Raw genomic sequence first — 18,729 nt, 5'->3', positions numbered from 1 at the left:
CTAATATCGAACGGATAGTAAGTTCTGCTTAACACTCTATCAATCACTATCTTTCCCTAGATGTTAAAGAAGAAAAGACTTCAAGATAATTAAGGATTTTTCATGGACTATTGATCTACATAATAAAGAGCACAATCACGACATTAATCTCCAGTGATTTACCATACCGCTTCATGAGCAATTGGGATATAAATTATCGAAAAATACCAAACCATAAGTTAATACGCTGCTAACGGCTCAAAAAAATAACGAAGTTGTAGCGCAATTATATCAACATCATTTTCATGTAAAAAATAACGAGCGCCTTGGACTCCGATCTCCCAATTATCTGAGAGGTTGTAGCCAACTTCTGCACCAATATATCCATCAAAACCATCCACTTCCGTCGTTATCTTGCTGCCTTGATACGTACTTTCAATATCGGTATCCCAGAACAAGCCCCCCAAACTCAGTTTTGCGGACCATGAATTGTATTGCCAGAACTTATAGCCGATGTTGAAGCCTATGCCCTTTACAAGGAGCGGTGCTATAGATGCGACACTGGTGTGATAGTCTTCTGGTGAAGTAGTCGCACTGCGCAATGTTGCACTGCCTTCACCCATATCAATATAACGGATAGTTCCTGACCATTGCTCAGAAAAAGCATATCCAAACCCGATAGAACGGTAGAGCCCGGTGTTGTCAGTAGAGATTACGTTATCACCTTTAACAGCATCACGCTCATCTGCATGGCTTGACCCCATTTGAACATCAACATACCAACCAGCTTGACTACTAAAACTAAACACAGCAATTAGTGCTAGAGCACTGTTTCTTCCATAACGTTTCATGGCTCCTAACAAAATCAAAAGCATCAACACCATGCCACCCAATGATCCTGCTGAAGTATTTTCAACCTTTACATCTCTTACCAACTTAACTGTCACTATAACTTTCCCTGTGTCTTGCAGGCCTTGGCTATCTTGAATGATATATGTCAACACATCATTGCCTTCAAACCCTGAGGTAGGGGTATAGGTCACGCTCTGATCTGCATTCATGACCACCTGCCCATACTGCGCTTGGACTGAAACCAACTTCAATGTGTCGTTATCCGGATCGGTATCGTTAGCAAGGACATAAACCGTGACAGGGGTACGATCATCGGTGGTAATATTATCGTCCACCGCATTCGGATTCTGACTGTTTACCACATTCACCGTCACCTTCGCCGATCCCGTTCCACCATTACCATCCGTTACGCTATAAGTGATCAAAGCCTCCCCGTAGTACTGTGGTTGAGTGACATAACTTAGTTTATTATCAACCACACTAACACTACCAATATCTACAGAAGCGCGACTTACCTTCAGCCCATCACCATCAGCATCGGTATCATTGCTCAATACATCGAGCGTCACCGTACCATTGAGACTAACAAACGCATTGTCGTCAATCGCTTGAGGGAGTGCATTATTGTTTACACGAGCGGCAACGACGCCAGGGTCAACGACACTGCCATTAGCCAATCCGTCATCATCGTTCGGACCACCGTCTTCAATGGTAAGTTGTACACACCAGTCACCTTCAGTCAGACCCTGTGACCATGAACTGTGCCCTGGTGGCGGACAATAACCAGCCTCGCCAGCACTAGAAGACACTGTGTTTTGAGCATCCTCAATAAAGTCTATCCACCCCTGTTCAGCGTTATACTTTCGGTACACTGCATTTGCTGGAACAGGTAAACGCTGAGGCAAAACTAATTGATAGCTTTGGCCGGGCAGCGGCAAATTAGTTACTACAAAATCAAAGATTCCCCCGATGCTCTTCATGTTGATATCTTTAGGAAGCTCCTCATCTAGCAATAAAGCTCCTCCTGTTGTGTTAGTCAGAATGGTTATTCCTTTGCGTAAACAGACACCTGGCTGCCCCTCAATGAGGAAGCGATCTTTTTCTGACACAACCTGTTGAATTACGTTACAGTCAGAAATTGCGTCAAGATAGTCAGGAATGCCATCACCATCACTATCATTATGGCCTTCTTGATCATCAGGGATTAAGTCGCCATCACTATCTTCACTTCCGAGCTCCGCCAATGTTTGTACCACTTCTAAATAGACATTCCGTGTCACTGATAATGGTGGAGTGCCATTGTCAGTAACTGTCAATTGCAAATTGTAAATTGCTGAACTCAGTAATTGCGGAGAGAAAGTCAATGTTTCGCTGTACATCTGCCCCTCAATCGCTTGGTTAAGTACATCGCTATCACTAGTCCATCTGAAACTGTGTATATCGGACATATTGGCATCATTAACACTGCTTGTGATTGTGACCGGCTCAACACCATTTTCAATTTGGCTCCGCTGCTCCCCCGCCTGAGATACACTTACCGAGACCTTCGGAGCCACATTCTCTTCAAAGATTGTCAAGGTGTAACGACGCTTACTACCTAGATTAAGGGTACTGTCCAAATCAATCACTAAGGTTTCAACGCCTTCACTTTGTCCATCATTAAGTAGTTCGAACGAAAGTTTGCCTTCGGTACCACTAGTTATCACCACTTCACCAGAGGTGAGTGTGTGGTCATCACTGTCTGTGCTTCCTGAAACCGTGTAAGGTACGACTACTGGGTAACTCGGCGAAGGGCCGTTAAGGTATATCGTTACGCTATGGTTGGTGCCTTCCGTGGTTTGCGCATCTTTGGAGATACTTATCAGTGGATACACTGTTACCGTTTGACTAGCCTCAGCGACGTTTCCATCAGAGTCTTGAGTACGCCAATAGACCGTATTAGTTCCAGGTCGGAAGAAGGTCGTGCTGTCGACCAATGAAACAGGTAATAGCTTGCCTGTACTATCTCGGGCCACGGCAGAGCCTAATGCAACTTTAGTAAAGAGCGAAGTTGCTTTCACTTCAATATCTGAAGGTGCGGTTATTGTTGGTGCGTCCAATTTCGCACTTTTAATTGTCACGATTGCTTTCGCGGTGGCCTTTCCACCATTACCATCTTTCATACTGTATTGCACTGTCACTGTACCAATTGAGGTCGTTACCAATTGGATTTGACTGCCCATAATCGTTGCCGTTCCAGATGTAGGTTTAACCCATTCCAGTTGTAATGTGTCTAGATCAATATCGCTGTCGTTGCTGAGTACATCCAATAAGTAGCTACCATCGTTACTCTCGGTAAAGACATAGGTATCATTAACCGCCACTGGCTCATCATTGACGTTGATTACCGTGATGCTAAACGCTGCTAGAGATGCGCTTAGCTCACCGTCTGAGACACTAATAACAATATTATTGGTACTGCCAACATGCTCATTTTCCGGCGTACCACTTAGCAACCCAGTTGCTCTATTAAAGGTTGCCCATGATGGTTTATTGCGGATTGAAAAGCTCAAGCTACTACTATCAACATCCGATGCCTGCAGCGCAAAGCGATACGTACTGCCTTCGTTGACGGTAAGAGCAGGAGTGCCACTGATCACTGGCGCGTCATTGACATTGTTAACCACAATACTGAATCTATTGAGCATTGTGGTCGTGAGACCATCAGAAACCGAGATAACAATGCCCTGATATTTGCCAACATCACCATTATCTGGTGTACCACTGAGCGTGCCTGTTGATGCATCAAAGCTAGCCCAAGATGGCTTGTTCACGATACTGAAGGTAAAGGCTTGGCTGTCAACATCTGACACTTGTGGCGTGAACAGATAGGTACTGTCTTCATTCACTTGTGTTGCTGGTGAACCAGAGATAACGGGTGCATCGTTAACGTTATTCACAGTAATCGAAAACGCTGACAATGAGGAAGAAATAGTGCCATCGGATACGCTAATCACGATATCTGGATAAGTACCCACATCACTGTTACTTGGCGTGCCAGAAAGTGCTCCTGTTGTCTTGTCAAATGTAGCCCAAGGTGGCTTGTTAGCTATCAAGTAGGTCAGAGTATCCGCTGGGTCATTGTCCAATGCCGCGGGCACAAACTGATACACACTATCTTCATCCACTTGCGCCGATGGGGTACCCGTAATCACTGGCGAGTCATTAACGTTATTCACCGTGATGGTCACTAACGCCACTCCAGAGGTAAGTTCTCCGTCACTTACGCTGTAAGTGAAACTGTCCTGACCAAAGAAGTTACTGTTACCCGTATAAACCGCGTGATTGCCTGTGACGGTAACATTACCGTTGACTGGCGATTTTACAATTTGATAGCTCAAAGATGAGCCTTCTGCATCGTTACCATTTAAAGTAATGGTCAGCGGTATCTCTTCCTCTCCCGTAGCACTGATATCGGTCGCGGTTGGTGTATCGTTGACTGGATTAACCGTCAAATCGACACGAACCTCTGTCGAGTCTAGATCACCGTCGTTGACCTTGAACAAGAAGAAGTCGGAGCCATTGAAGTTCGCTTCTGGTGTATAGCGCCAACCATTATTGGTCAACTGCTCTAGCACGCCATGACTGACTTGCTCAGTGATAAGATACTGCAGAGTGTCATCATCGTTATCAATATCTGAACCAACCAACGTGATCACCAAACTATTGTCTTCATCAAGCGTTTGTGACTGTGCTTGCGCCATTGGTGCGTCGTTGACCGGTGTTACCGTCATGGTCACTGTTGCGACGTTAGATACAGCACCTGCTAAGTCTGCCACCGTATAGGTGAAGCTGTCTTCACCGAAGTAGTTTTCATTGGGGTTGTAAACAATCGCTCCAGACGCCGTCACGTTCACACTGCCATATGCTGGCGTATCGACGACTGTGACACTAGTGAGTTCAAAACTGTCTCCAGCATCGGCATCACTATCATTGCCTAATACGTTGACTTCAAAGGAGCCTCCCTCCAGTAGTTGTGCACTGTTATCAACAGCAACGGGGGCATCATTCACTGGCGTAATATTGAGTGTGACGGTTGCTGGCACGGAGACTGCCTGACCACTATCGGTTAACGTGTAGGTAAAGCTATGTTGACCATTAACGTTCGCTGTTGGCACAATCTTTAAGGTCCCATCGGCATTGACACTGACCGTGGCAAAACTGTATCCCCCCTCTCCTTGACCAAGATCTTGTAGGGTAATACTACTCGCGGTGAATGACCCATCTTCAATATCACTGTCGTTACTTAAAACATCGAGTGTCGATGTGACATCTTCATCAAAGGTAAAACTGTCTGCCTCCGCCACTGGTGAGTCATTGACGGAACCGATATTGACGCTGACCGTGGCCGCAAGAGAAACGCCGCCTTCACTGTCTGCGATCGTGTAAGTAAAACTGTCGCTACCATTTTCATTCGCATTCGGCGTATATACAAAAGTGCCTACAGTTTGATCAATGGTGACTTGTCCTTTTTGAGGCAAACTAACTAACGCTAAATCACCCGTTGGGATGCCATCTTCAACATCCTTCGCTTGACTACGCGCGGTGACTGCTGCGCTTGCTGTATCTTCGTCAGTGTTAATGGTCAGCGCTTTCGCGACTGGCGCATCATTTATAGCCTTGATAGTGACGGTTACTGTCGCGTCTTGTGACTCCTGTAACAGGGCATCTTTCACGGTATAGGTAAAGCTATCCGTGCCTGTCTCATTACTATTTGGCGTATAGGTAACAACGCCGTTGCTGATCGACACCTGACCTTTAATTGGTTGTGTTTTAACCGTTGCAGAAGAAGCGACCATGTCATCATTTATATCGGAATCGTTGGCTAACAGATCAAACTGTTTCGCCGTATCTTCCTCAGTCGAGAAGCTATCATCAACTGCCGTTGGCGCGACATCGTAGCGTTTAGTCACCGTATCCGTCACTGCATCAGATGCGTTGCCTGCGGCATCGGTTACCACCACGCTTACTGTCAACGTCCCCTCTTGCAAACCAGTGACGTCAATGCCCGTTACTTGCATGGTCTCCGAGGAGATTGTTTGACTAGCGCCGTCAATGGTCGTGGTACCGTCGGTCACGCGATAAGTGAACATCGCGTTCACTTCAGCTGCTGCGAAGGTAAAGCTCATCGCTTGTTCGTTGGTTTTGTTAATGCTCTCCTGATCAATGCTGATGCTATGTCCAGTCGGGATCCCCGTATCCACTGAAATCAACAACTGAGTCGCTGCAGTATTGAGGTTACCTGCAGCGTCGCTAAATTGCTCTGCTGCAACATTAATAGTTGCATCCTCAGTGCTTTCTTCTGCAGGTGTAAAGGTAGCCGTGTAACTGGCGCCACTGCCCGCAAAGTTAGAAAGAGTTCCGCCAGCAACGGTCACATCGGCTTCGGCAAAATCAGTTGCGGCTTCACTCAAGGTAAACGTGAGTGTTGTCGTTTCACCCGCTTTCAGCGCAGCGCTGGAGCTAGTGATACTGACGGTTGGAAGCATAGTATCGACGCTGATGGAAAGTGGTGTTGCTGCACTATTGCTGTTACCAGAGGCATCGGTAAATGTGCCGGTGGCAACATCAATGGTGCCGCTCGCCACACTCTCTTCCGTTGGTGTAAAGGTCGCCGTGTAACTGCTACCACTGCCTGCAAAGTTGGACAAACTGCCGCCAGTGACGGTGACATCTGACTCAGCAAAGTCACTTGATGACTCACTTAAGGTGAACGTGACACTCGCCATTTCGCCAGAGATCAAATCGAGGTCTGAGCTGCTCAAAGAAACAGTTGGCTGCACGTTATCTAACGTAAATGTTTTACTATCTGCACTGGAGGTGTTGCCCGCAGCATCGCTCTGGCTAGCCGCGACCGTCAGGGTGCCGTTGTTAAACGCACTTACATCAAGCTCACTGCCGCTCAACGTCCAGTTGCCTGAGTTGTCGGCCGTCACCGTACGACTGGCATAATTGCTGTAGTCCGTGATGGTCACGGTCACGCTATTGCCTGCTTCCGCGCCGGAGCCAGCAATCAGCACGTCGTTGTCTTCTGCCGCATTGACGATGCCATCAGTTTCAATCGGCGTGGTGATGGTCACAGCTGATGGTGCGGCGTTATCCAGGGTAATGCTCTGGGTGGCGGCGGTGGAAGTATTACCTGCTATATCTGCTTGGGTTGCAGACACCGTAAGGGTGCCGTTGTTAAACGCACTTACATCAAGCTCGCTGCCGCTCAACGTCCAGTTGCCTGAGTTGTCGGCCGTCACCGTACGACTGACAAAGCTGTTATTGTCCGTGATGGTCACGGTCACGCTGTTGCCTGCTTCCGCGCCGGAGCCAGCGATCAACACATCGTTATCTTCTGTCGCATTGACGATACCGTCGGTTTCAATCGGCGTGGTGATGGTCACTGCTGATGGGGCAGCATTGTCCAGGGTAATGATCTGTGTGGCTGCGGTGGAGATATTACCTGCTATATCAGCTTGGGTTGCAGATACCGTCAGGGTACCATTGTTCAGGCCACTGATATCCAGCTCGCTGCCGCTCAGCGTCCAGTTGCCTGAGTTGTCGGCCGTCACCGTACGACTGACAGAGCTGTTATTGTCTGTGATAGTCACGGTCACGCTGTTGCCTGCTTCCGCGCCGGAGCCAGCGATAAGCACATCGTTGTCTTCTGCAGCGTTGACGATACTATCAGCCTCAATCGGCGTGGTAATGCTCACTACGGATGGTGCTACTGTATCAATGGTGACACTTAACGCGTTGGATGCCGAGCTAACATTATCATCGCTATCAGACGCTTTAGCACTTATTGCATGTGTAATACCAGACGCCAACTCATTGGTTGTTATCTTCCAGTTTCCTCCAGTAGCAGTGCCTGTGCCAATAACCGTTGCACCTCCACCGACTTGATCACTGTATAAAGTAACGATCGATCCACTCTCAGAAATCCCACTAAACGTTGGAGTAGCGTCACTGGTAATATTATCAGTATTTAATGATCCGGTATCCGAACTAGCATCTAAATCGGGTGTAGATGGCGTATTTGGCGTGGTATCGACTGTAGTAAAGTTAAATGTGGCATCATCGCTGATCCCAGCAAAGCTATTATTTGCGGTGTCAGCCACGGCACTGGATTCAATATGAATGGCGTAAGTCCGGTTTCCTATCAGATCACTGGTTGGGTTTAAATAAACTTTATCGTTGGTAACACTGATGCGGCCAGCGCCTGGTGAAGTTGTTGTGCCATCGCTTTCGGTGGCAACATTAAATACTTCAAAATCGCGACTGTCTGTAACATTACGAATGGTAATATTGCCGCTCTTCAGCTCAATATTCTCATCAAAGGCAATCTCGATGTTGTTGCTAACAGAAACATTGGTTGCATCATCAGTGGGGGTTGAGCTCGCACTGACAAAAGTAGGCGCGGTTGAGTCTGAAACCGCAGCGTCATCAATCTTGATACTTCTGATAAGATAACGAGAGTCAGCACCTGGACTTCGGGTAAACGCCATAGTCACTGTATCAACGTCCTGCCATGCCGGATCAGTAAAGTCTGTACCACGGGTCAGGGTAAACAAATCCTGTAACCCTGAGTTTGCTTCACCACCTTTTGGCAAGGTGACAGTTTCGGTCACTGTTTGAGTATTATTAGAGAAGCCAGTTAACACAAGTTGATACGTTTTATCTGAGTCTCGGGCCGACCCCTGCATAAAGGTAATTTCGTCGAAACTGAAGTTAGTACTTGATCTCTCAAAAAAGCGGAAGCCACGATTGTTGAACTCATTAATCATGGTATTTGAGAAAAAAACACCAGCTACAAACCCGAGGTCATTTAGGCCAGTAAACGGAGTGCTATCAGTGCTATTGCCAGCATCTAATACCATAGACACAGCACCTGTATTGGTAAGAGTGACCGAGGGCATCCCCCCAGTGACGCCTGTCTCCACCTCACTAAAATTGGAACCTGAACCATTAGAGTAGTTAATCGTTTGCTGTGCGGCCCAGGCTTCACCGGAAAAAAACGCTGAGGACACCCATGCTGTTGTAATTGCGATCGCTACCTGACGACGTAATCTCATTTTCCTCTCCTGAAGATGACGGCCTTATCAACATAGCCGGGTTATCATAATCAACTTAAATATTTAATTTTTTTATAGGAAAGGATTAGCGAAAGTTTCAGCCAATTCTTTCTTGGTTGATTAGCTACGCGGTGGGTATACTCCCGCAGTGGCAATTAACCAATTAATCGGCAATACCGGGCTCAAAATATTAAGTGGCTCTGAACCGCCTGTTTCAGTCACAGTTACAGTACCTCCTTCCGAGCCACCACCAGACACACTTAAGCCTTCGATCTCGGTCAAATCTGGTTGCTGAAACGTCGGTTTATAGAACCCGGGGGTAGAGTTTTGCGCTATATACGAATTACTTTCGGGTACCTGCGTATTTGCAGCATTGGTAGCAACCTGCATCCTGCCTGTTACAGGTGCAGAAGTGCCAAGAGGGGTAAAAATTGCCGTATGTAAGTGTGCTGGCATTTGGGTTATATCAATAGTTACCAGTTCAGTACCCAATCTTTCTCCCTGATGATAATCCATCCCCCCAGGTCGTGTGCCTACACCAACTGGACTGCGGCCACGCAAATCAGGTAAACCAAAGGTAGTTCGGGCGTCACCTCCGTATAGAGTGCTAACTAGAGAGAAGAGTGCTGGATTATCTTCAATTGCCTGCATTTGCCCCGAGCACATTGCCCAATTTCTAATTGCAAAATTGCCGCCAAATGCGGTTAGTGTCCCAAGATACGGTTCTGTAGCCATACTGTTCTTCCTTTTAACGTATACACTTAAGTTAAAACCAACCCATAACGTAATTGGTGTGGTTGGGTAAAACTTTCCAATCTCGCATTACTAAATACCGTTGCGGGCTTCATTAATGCCGCAAAGAGCCGTATTGAGATATTTCTTTACTCGCAGGCTGAAGCGTGCTGAAGCAATGACATCCCAGCGTCCAGCCCGGCCATTTGCGCGTAGCGATAACCCGAAAACACGCCTTGCTGTGTAGCAATAACATCTATTGATATTGCGCTATCTAACGTTTTCACTTGTAACCCATGTTGTGGGCTGATCTCGAGAATGCTCCCCGCCTCAACACCGGCTAAAGAAGTCTCCATTGCGCTTGCTTGCAAAACATTGGCGACACCATTTGGCAAGCTCAACATCGCACCTCCGAAGTCATGATTGCCTGCTCGCACTAAGTTGACGATTTCGCGACTCGTTTGCACGTTCCAACGAATGTGCAGATCATGTTGGTTTACTGCTCGTGCCACTTCGTTGGGGTTTGATACTTGCTTATGCCAAACCAGCCCTTGCTTTTGTTGCGCGATGAGGAAGTCATACATCAGCTTAGCCGTCATTTGTGACGCTTTTTGCTGAGCACTGGTTAAGGTCTCAAACGGGTGAAATGGTACCTCTAACTCCATTCCTATAGCGCCAGAATCAGCCGATGCCTCAAGACGATGCAGGGTGAGGCTAAAGGTGTCTAAACCGTCTCTTAATTGCCAATAGAGAGGCATCGGGCCTCGATACTCGGGCAGCTTTCCCGGATGAATGTTGTACAAGTTTCCGTTGAAAAACTGACACAGCGAGGAATGAACTATGTGCCTGAACAAATAGATGACGCCATCCGTGACTCGCCAAGCATCGAGTTGCGCTATCAAAGCACTACTGTCATTGGCGGTATACTGAGCAATATGAATCGATTGAGCGCTCAGATAGCTCTGTAGCTGCTGTAAGTCAGGATTTAGTTCTCCTTCCGGTACTACCACGCCCGCCAATTTATGCTGTTGTGCCAACAATTGAATGATGGGCAAGGCGTAACAACTTCCTGTAAAAACGACGTATTTTTGCTGCATATCGAAATCATCCATGGGTGGCGACAAAACCTGGCAATCCGGTTAACTGATAATAGAAACTGACCTTATCCCCTCCCTTCGCTTCAAAGTAATGGTGTTCAACAGCTTTGGGCTTGGCATCCACATAAAAAGTCATGTCGGGTTTAGGATGGGTAATACCAGAGTCGTATTGTCCGACCATCGCATCTCCGTAAGTATCGATATGGCTGTAAATGGCGAGGATACGTTTTGCCATATCTGGCACATCTTTCGGCAGCTCAATGGTGTTGCCTTGCAGCATTTTTATTCCACCATCTAGCTCAAAAATCTCGCTTCTGAGCAACATGGCTTTATTGACGTTAAGAATTTCTCCCAGATCAATTCGATCATCTATCGCTTCCGGCTGGCAATGGTTGGAATGTGCATACTCTGCTTTTTCCCATTGTTGATTAAATTCCGTCTCCCCGATGACCATCATGGCGCGCACAGATACCTGATTGGGGATTATTTCGCCTTGAATATGTAAATATTGAACCAAATGTTTCGCGATGCTTAGGAACCCTTCCCGACTAAAGCCATGCTGCATCGCTTCAAGTATCAGGAGATCAAACGTTTGAGTTGACGAAAATTGGGTAGCATCTTCTTCCACTAAGGCTTCAATGTAGTCTGCGATATCGAGATCAGCGATCAATTGATTGAGTGCTTTAATCGCTCCGGGGTGAATATCTACTAGTGTCACCTGAAGCTGCTCTGCGCTAATCCGATCACTTTGTTTGTAGTGAGCAAGTAAAGGCAGCAGCAATGGTGCAAAGGGGCCGCAAGCTGGATAAAGCACTTTAACCTGTGGCTTGTTGGCAAGCATTTGTTGGATAGCTTTGTTTGTACCACACGCAAAGCCTTTAATTCGGTACACATCTTTGATGGTGTGTTTACAGTTAAGTGGAGACATCACCAGCCCAGACGTGGAAATGTACTGTCGGGTCAGTTCCTCTTGAGTGAGTTTAGCCAGAGAAAGAGATTGGCAAGCGTTGCCATACATGGTCTGAAAGGCTTGCACCAGTGTTCGGTGCTCAACTTTCGTCTCCTTCAATACGAGCTCAACTGCCGCAGCGAAACTCTCTTTCAGTTGCCGTTGGCGTTCAGCCGTGCTGAGTTGGTTTTGGAGCATAGCCTCAAGTTGAGTCCGTAATGAGTACTTAAGCAGCTCATCCATTTCGGGTTCAGCAAAACCAAACTGTTGAGTTTGTTGCTGCACTTCTTCAACACCGACCGTCTCACGAGATTGAGGACGTTGCTGGTAGAATTCTATAGGTGAGCCCTTTTGCATAATTCATGAACCTCAATTGCCGCTGTAGCAGTAGTTAATGATGTAAACAAGCCTGTACTTGAGAAAAACATACGCCATAAGCTCGGCGTTATAATATCTGAGCTCACGGATCTAATTTCATAAACCGTACTGACAAAATTGGGCAGAAAAATTGAGATAAAAACAGTTCCAATTCTGGAAATTCAGAGAGTAGTAAATAGTTAGGGTAATAGGCCTTTCGATAGGATTCTTCTAAAGCAAGCGCTTGCCAATCCCCTCGATAACAAGATCGTTTGACATGTGGCAGCCACGCAGTCTCCTTGATAGAGGTAAGCGCGGCATTCAAGTGTGGTGTAATATGAAATCCTTTTAACAGGCATAAAAAGCCAATATCCATTGTATAAAGCCAACTATTTATAATATTGAAATTAAAATAATTTTATCGGAATTTATTTAGAAAGTGCCGATATTAAATTTATAGACTAGAAAAACTTAACTCGCCAGAATAGGAATAAAAAAAACACTAAAAATAAGATTATCAATTTATGTATCTAAAATTAAAGAATTTAATTGTTAAAGTTCAATGCAGTCCAATATAAGTTGAAGGTGTGCAATTTTTTAAAAGACATACATTTAAAGACATTTCAAAAAATTTATTAATAAAAACATGAATTCACAACAATAATTATCAAAATTATTAATAACGAAAACACCACTAATACAACAATAAATTAAGGTAGTTTGAAGATTAAAATGCCCATTTCATTTTCGTATATAACATTTTAACTACTAGTATTATATGTGGTGAAATAAGATAAATTTATTCACTCAACATATCCAATCGATTCAGGTTTACTGGGAAAAGCTATACGTTACAACGGAGTGAAATATGGCAAATAGGGATGGAAGAATTCCACTCAACGTATTACGACTCAAAGAACTGAGAAAGAAATTAGGACTGAGCCAAGAAAGACTGGCGGAAGAATGCTTTCAACAGGGTTTTGTCGTATCTATTGCTTCCATAAAGCGAGCAGAGTCTGGGGCGAATGTGCTGTATCGTACCGCATCCAATCTCGCGGAATACTTTTCTGTCCCCCTAGAGGACCTCTTAATAGATCGCGCCTCAGAACCATTACTTACAAATGTGCCTTCATCACCACCATATTTTTTTATTTTTGCAATCGAAGCAAAGTGTGATTTGACCGCAAAGACTCTGCAAACATTACTTTTTAGCCAAAACACTACACCCATAATACAAAACCGGACGTTTGTTCTTACTTGGTCTATACAGGAATCGGACGAATATGTTTTTGAACGAATTCGACAACTAGCCCTTCAATTACAGGTTGCTCTTTCGGCTTCGATTCGGTCTTTTATCAATGTGAAATACAAACATCGAGTCACTGAGCTATTGGAACATCCGAATGCGATAACCCCAATCAATGAAATCCTAGTTAAAATCCCTTGGGGAGAAATAGCTGCTTGTCCTTGCTTTATCTCGTCCAATTGTGCCAGACCAATAAAACCGTTTCTAACAGGAGAGCCAGACTTCAACAACTGGCATCTTGTATCCTTACACCAAAGCCATACTGACTGTTTTGTAGGGCGTAAACTTGAACTAGAAACATTGAATAGCGGAATCAAGCGATGGCAAAAACAAGAAGCAGGCCAAACGTATTGTATTACTGGTACCGCAGGGATAGGAAAGACCAGCCTACTCAACCAAGTCATTGCGTCTTTGAATCGATCTTCGTGTTTAACCACAGAGATTCAAATCCTGAATCATGGCAGTGCTGATCTCTTGTCCCCTCAAAATATATTCACTCGGGCAATTTGTTCATTTACTCGTGAAGATACCGATGATTCTATTCGTCAGCAAACTGTCGAGTCATCAATTCCCTCTTCTTTCCACCTCTGCCTTTATTGGTTAATGGGGGTAACACTCAACGAATCAGAAAAGCAGTTGCTGAACTTAATGGAGTTCCAAACGCTGAAACAAACGATAGAGCAATCTATCCCTTTCTTAATTCAACAACGGCAGACCAGCAAACCGCATTTGATTATTGTTGAAGATGTCCATTGGGCCGACGAAGTAATGTTGGCATTTCTTGAGACACTGCTACCTCATATCACAAAAACCAATATTTTACTCTTTCTGACGTTTAGGCAGCAAAAACGACTTAGTTCCAAACAATCTTGGTTTGCCAACGTGAATCTAATCGAACTTAGGGAGTTATCATCTGAAGAGTCTTACGAGTTAGCTTGCTCAATCACATGCCAACAGAATAAACATATCAATGACTGTATAAAGCTTGCGAAAGGCCATCCTCTATACTTGCGCCAAACACTGCTTTGCTCTCAGTTTGATAAAGACGTTCCGGAGTCATTGGAACATTTAGTTTCGATACAATTAGCTCAACTTCCAGACCAAGATCGCCAAGCACTCTGTACTGCCTCTGTGTTGGGGCAGTGCTTTCAACTGGAGCAACTGCGTGAAATCACTCGAATTCCCGGCTACGTACCAGATAAGTTAGTCGACGCTGGCTTAGTAAAACTCAATGGCGATCAATACCTTTTCCATCATGATTTGATTTGCAATGCTGTTTTCCGTCAAATAGACAAGTCACAGTGTTCAAAAATACACATGGCCTGTGCAAAATGGTATGAGAACCGAGATCGATTCTTATATGCCGTCCATATTAATCATGCCAAGGTCGAAGGTGTATTTACTGTTCTTGAACAGACCGCCAAACATTACCTGAGTAATTATCAGTTTGAAAAAGCACTGACTCTTATTGAGTACGCTATTAAAGAGTCACCTAAAGAACAGATGGCGTATGCACTAAATATGAAAGGAAACTGCCTGTATTCGATGGGACGCATCAAAGAGAGTATTGAGGTTCTTGAGCAAGCGGTTCATCACACAGAAAATGATCCTGAACGTGTTCAATACTATTTAGACCTCATTAACCCCTACCGCTTAACCGACAACTTTGTACAAGCGATGTCGATTTTAGACCAAGCCCAAGCCCTGTGCGAAAAGCTGACGTTAAATAAATCTTTGTGTGAAATCCACTCGATGAGAGGTAATATGCTGTTCCCTACTGGGCAGCTAGACGAATGTGAGAAAGAACATTTACTTGCATTAGATTACAGTCAGCGAGCAAACTGTTTTCGCGCGAAAGCAAAATCGCTTGGCGGCCTCGGTGATTGTGCCTACGCACAAGGAAAAATGGCTCGCTCATACGAGCACTTAACCGAGTGTTTGCAACTGTGTGAAGAGCATCAGTTGCTTTCGATTGAAACTGCCAATCGCTACATGCTGGCAACAGTGATGATCTATCAACTGCAATCTGACGAAGCACTAAAACAGGCTCAGCATGCCTCGAATCTTGCCTATCTCACGGCAAACCGCCGAGCAGAAATTGTTTCCAGACTTACGGCAGCATGGATCTTTCTCGACCGTAATGTCTTGGTGCAAGCTGAAAACGAAATCTCGACCGCTCTGCAACTTTCAAAACAGCTTAATGCTCATCGATTTGTCGCTTTTCTTTTGGAGTCCAGTGCAAGATTGCACTGGTATCAGGGAAAAGAGGAGAAAGCCCTTTCGGACATCGACACGGCTCTAGATCTTGTTCATATCAATAAGCTACACAATTTTATTGGTCCTTGGCTCGTATCTACCAAGGCACTTATTTGTGGCGATGAATCAACGGCCCTCTCCGCTTTGCGCACTGGTGAGGCTTGGCTAGAATCAACCTGTGTTGGTCATAACTATTTACGCTTTTACCAACAAGGAATCCAAGTAGCGTGGCAGTATAAGCAGCCTGCGCTACTTCGAAAATATCGCGATAAGCTTGCTAACTTCACCCGAGAAGATCCGCATCCATGGGGTGATTTTTATATTGAACAAGCGAATCTGATGCTTGCCTTACTCGACCAGTCCAGCTCTGTCTCTGAGTTGTTAAACTTCAATCAGGCCGCGCGTAAGCATCAACTGAACCAGGCTCAAATAAGTGTTGATGAGCTCGACCATTGGCTCTTCACATCTACTCAACCATGAAATATTCAATAAACGAAGAAAGTCGATTAATTGCACCGTCAAATCATCTTGTTTGCTCGATTTACCTCATCAAACACAGATATTCGAAACCATCGAATATCTGTGTTTTGGCACAGTGTCATCGCTGATTAGATTTATGCTGGCGCAAGATCACTTTGCTCCACCTTAAAGTTTTCGATGCTAGGAACATGCTCAGGTAAAAGTAGAGTAACGCGTTGATTTGCTACTTCAATCCATTTACCTGAACTATTTTTATATCGATAAAATGCCACGCCTGACTTCCAATCATCATTAAGTAGGATGTTGAGCGTTACGTTGTGAAGATCTGCTTCTAGAGGAGCAATACCTAGGTAAGGCTGGTAGCCCTGCAACGTCACCATGATATGACAATCACGCATCGTGCATTGATAGTTGAAACTGCCATTGAGATCAGACACCACATTTAACGGTGGGTTAATGGCCTGAAAGATATGTCCTTTACCCACTATTGATTTGTCTTCGCTGGCCACGAGTAGATTAACATCGAAGTTCACTCCTCCAGGTAAGCCGTTACCAATTTGATAATGAGCAGTAAAAATTGCTTGTGATTCTTTTGATTCCATTTTCATTGTGTTCTCCAACTGAATTTATTGTCGTTAGTGACCCATTCAATGTAGATAACACGTCATTCAAGTTCAGTATCACTTTAGGCTCAGATCTACTTGACTACATAAATTATCTAAGGTCACGCAGATGCCGCTCGTTCTTTTCATCAACCAGATATTATTGCTCTCTCGCTGATGCTTTTGGCGATTTGTACAGAACAACTGATACCAAACTGATATGGCAAACATATGCGTGCGAGTTAATATTTAAACAACTACTCAATACATAAGCCAAATGGAAAAAATAATGGAACAAGAATGGATGCAGGGAACGAAAGAAAACCAAGTGGTAGAACAGCACCCTAACCCTCAAATACAACGCCTCGCTGTACTTAACGCGTACTCAATCTCAATCAATAATGCCAAACTGTTTATTCAGAAAATGGATAAATGCGGTTTTCCTAAAGAGCGACTACTGACACCTCTTGAAAACACGGTTTCACCGGTTCCCGGTTTGAACCAATATCAAGTCGAGTCACTCATCTTCAATACTCGCTATCAACACCAACCCTTTGTCATTGTCATGTGCGAAAGTACGCAAGAAGTTCAACAAGCCTATCTAACAGCAACTCGATTCAGTCTCCCGATTCGTGTTCGCTCAGGAGGGCATGATCACGCAGGTGAATGCAGTGGTGACAACGTCATTTTGATTGACGTGAGCAGAATTAAGACCTTTCAATTGTGTGAAAATATCGCCACCATTGGTGCTGGCTATCGCTTCTATCAACTGACACCAAAACTTGCAGAGCATGATCGAATGATTGCACATGGAACCTGTGCCACAGTTGGGTTGACTGGCTATATTCAAGGCGGAGGATGGGGCCCTTGGACTCGAAAATACGGCATGTGTTGTGAGCACCTAGTGAGTGCAACCGTGGTATTGGGTGATGGTACGATCACAGAAGTCTCAGCAGAGTCCAACCCTCACCTATTTTGGGCACTAAGAGGCGGCGGAGGCATGAGTTATGGCATTGTTACCGAGCTACGCGTAAAAACATTCCCTTTACCCAAAGAGATCCACCGCTTCGAGCTTCAGTGGAACCTCTATCCAAAAATCAACGGTATGCTTCAGCCAATACCAACGCACCCTACCATAGATGTGCTAAAAAATTGGGAGCAGGCTATAAAAAGCCTCGATACGCCTAAACTTCTTGGCACCAACTTGCAAATTGATGCTCTGCCTGAATCATCTAACCACTGTGATCTCGAAACCATCAGCCATCACTGCACTATGTACGGTTACTGGGAAGGAACAGTGCAAGATCTTGACCAATTTATAGCCGTTCAATTTGGCGCTTGCTCCCCTGATTTAGTTCAAGTCTATGAAGCACATGGCACTGATTTTGACGGGAAGAAATACGATCACTCCCTGATGAGCACATGGGGGCGCGATTCTTTGTGTCAAAGCGGTTCTCCTTTCCCTCCAGATTATGACGCCCCAGCACCTCACAAAATCACTTCGCGATTGGTGTCAGAGCGAGGTCTTAAACCTGAGGGCTATACTGCACTTTTGCAAAGCTTAACTTCACCTTTGATAAAGCCAGAAAACCGCGATCAAGGGCTATTTAGTTACGTAACCTTAGGGGCGATCACTGGCGGTTTTTATCATCACTTAGACGATCTTGAAGACATATCTTTCCCCTACCGCCAGTGTCAATATACGGTCCAATACCAAACCTGGTGGAATGAAGAGATCAAGCAAAAACTAGAACTACAAAATAACCCAGTACTTGTTGATGTAAACAGAGCCATGGACTGGATTGATAAAGCCAGAGAAGCTGATATACCGGGAACCTATGGTGCCTTCATCAGCTTTAAAGATCCGGCAATTCCGACAAGCGTTTATTTTGATCGAAGCTACCGCGACTTAATCGGTATAAAAGAAAAATACGCTAAGGATAAGTTTAATCATCTTAGAACTAATAAGACCATCATTTAACATCAATATGCATCTTAAAAAGCATATATTTACAGG

General features: G+C 44.9%; 7 protein-coding genes. 2 read left to right on the top strand and 5 right to left on the bottom strand.

Features of this window, described 5'->3' with window-relative positions; genetic code table 11:
- Positions 1-218 precede the first annotated feature (218 nt).
- From LIX84_RS01975 to LIX84_RS01960, 4 genes are all read right to left on the bottom strand, one after another.
- Entirely contained in the window at positions 219-8,933 is an 8,715-nt protein-coding gene (locus LIX84_RS01975) for an Ig-like domain-containing protein (protein WP_226420475.1), read from the bottom strand.
- A gap of 120 nt (positions 8,934-9,053) precedes the next feature.
- Positions 9,054-9,668, bottom strand: coding sequence for a phage tail protein (locus LIX84_RS01970; protein WP_164665489.1), 615 nt, complete (start codon positions 9,666-9,668; stop codon positions 9,054-9,056).
- Between the two features lie 146 nt (positions 9,669-9,814).
- Entirely contained in the window at positions 9,815-10,762 is a 948-nt protein-coding gene (locus tag LIX84_RS01965; RefSeq protein WP_226420474.1) for a formyltransferase family protein, read from the bottom strand.
- A gap of 7 nt (positions 10,763-10,769) precedes the next feature.
- On the bottom strand, positions 10,770-12,068 hold the full coding sequence (locus tag LIX84_RS01960) for a hypothetical protein (RefSeq protein ID WP_226420473.1): 1,299 nt from the start codon (positions 12,066-12,068) through the stop codon (positions 10,770-10,772).
- Positions 12,069-12,936: 868 nt separating this feature from the next.
- On the opposite strand from LIX84_RS01960, the gene LIX84_RS01955 reads away from it, so the two are divergent.
- Entirely contained in the window at positions 12,937-16,110 is a 3,174-nt protein-coding gene (locus LIX84_RS01955; RefSeq protein WP_226420472.1) for an AAA family ATPase, read from the top strand.
- A gap of 134 nt (positions 16,111-16,244) precedes the next feature.
- On the opposite strand, the gene LIX84_RS01950 is transcribed toward LIX84_RS01955, so the two are convergent.
- Complete coding sequence (locus LIX84_RS01950) at positions 16,245-16,718, bottom strand: DUF1842 domain-containing protein (protein WP_226420471.1); 474 nt, start codon at positions 16,716-16,718, stop codon at positions 16,245-16,247.
- A gap of 283 nt (positions 16,719-17,001) precedes the next feature.
- Here LIX84_RS01950 and LIX84_RS01945 point away from each other — a divergent pair, with 283 nt between their 5' ends.
- A complete protein-coding gene (locus tag LIX84_RS01945; RefSeq protein ID WP_226420470.1) occupies positions 17,002-18,693 on the top strand; it encodes an FAD-binding oxidoreductase in 1,692 nt (563 codons plus the stop codon).
- Positions 18,694-18,729: the final 36 nt, after the last annotated feature.

Source organism: Vibrio sp. E14 (assembly GCF_020515785.1).
Lineage (GTDB): Bacteria > Pseudomonadota > Gammaproteobacteria > Enterobacterales > Vibrionaceae > Vibrio > Vibrio diabolicus.
Note: the sequence above shows the minus strand (reverse complement) of the source record. Positions and strands in the feature narration are given on the sequence as shown.

What these genes read in the sequence shown, in the direction of transcription:
- LIX84_RS01975 (WP_226420475.1), bottom strand. Translation starts at nt 8,933, where the DNA reads ATGAGATTACGTCGTCAGGTAGCGATCGCAATTACAACAGCATGGGTG.
- LIX84_RS01970 (WP_164665489.1), bottom strand. Translation starts at nt 9,668, where the DNA reads ATGGCTACAGAACCGTATCTTGGGACACTAACCGCATTTGGCGGCAAT.
- LIX84_RS01965 (WP_226420474.1), bottom strand. Translation starts at nt 10,762, where the DNA reads ATGCAGCAAAAATACGTCGTTTTTACAGGAAGTTGTTACGCCTTGCCC.
- LIX84_RS01960 (WP_226420473.1), bottom strand. Translation starts at nt 12,068, where the DNA reads ATGCAAAAGGGCTCACCTATAGAATTCTACCAGCAACGTCCTCAATCT.
- LIX84_RS01955 (WP_226420472.1), top strand. Translation starts at nt 12,937, where the DNA reads ATGGCAAATAGGGATGGAAGAATTCCACTCAACGTATTACGACTCAAA.
- LIX84_RS01950 (WP_226420471.1), bottom strand. Translation starts at nt 16,718, where the DNA reads ATGAAAATGGAATCAAAAGAATCACAAGCAATTTTTACTGCTCATTAT.
- LIX84_RS01945 (WP_226420470.1), top strand. Translation starts at nt 17,002, where the DNA reads ATGGAACAAGAATGGATGCAGGGAACGAAAGAAAACCAAGTGGTAGAA.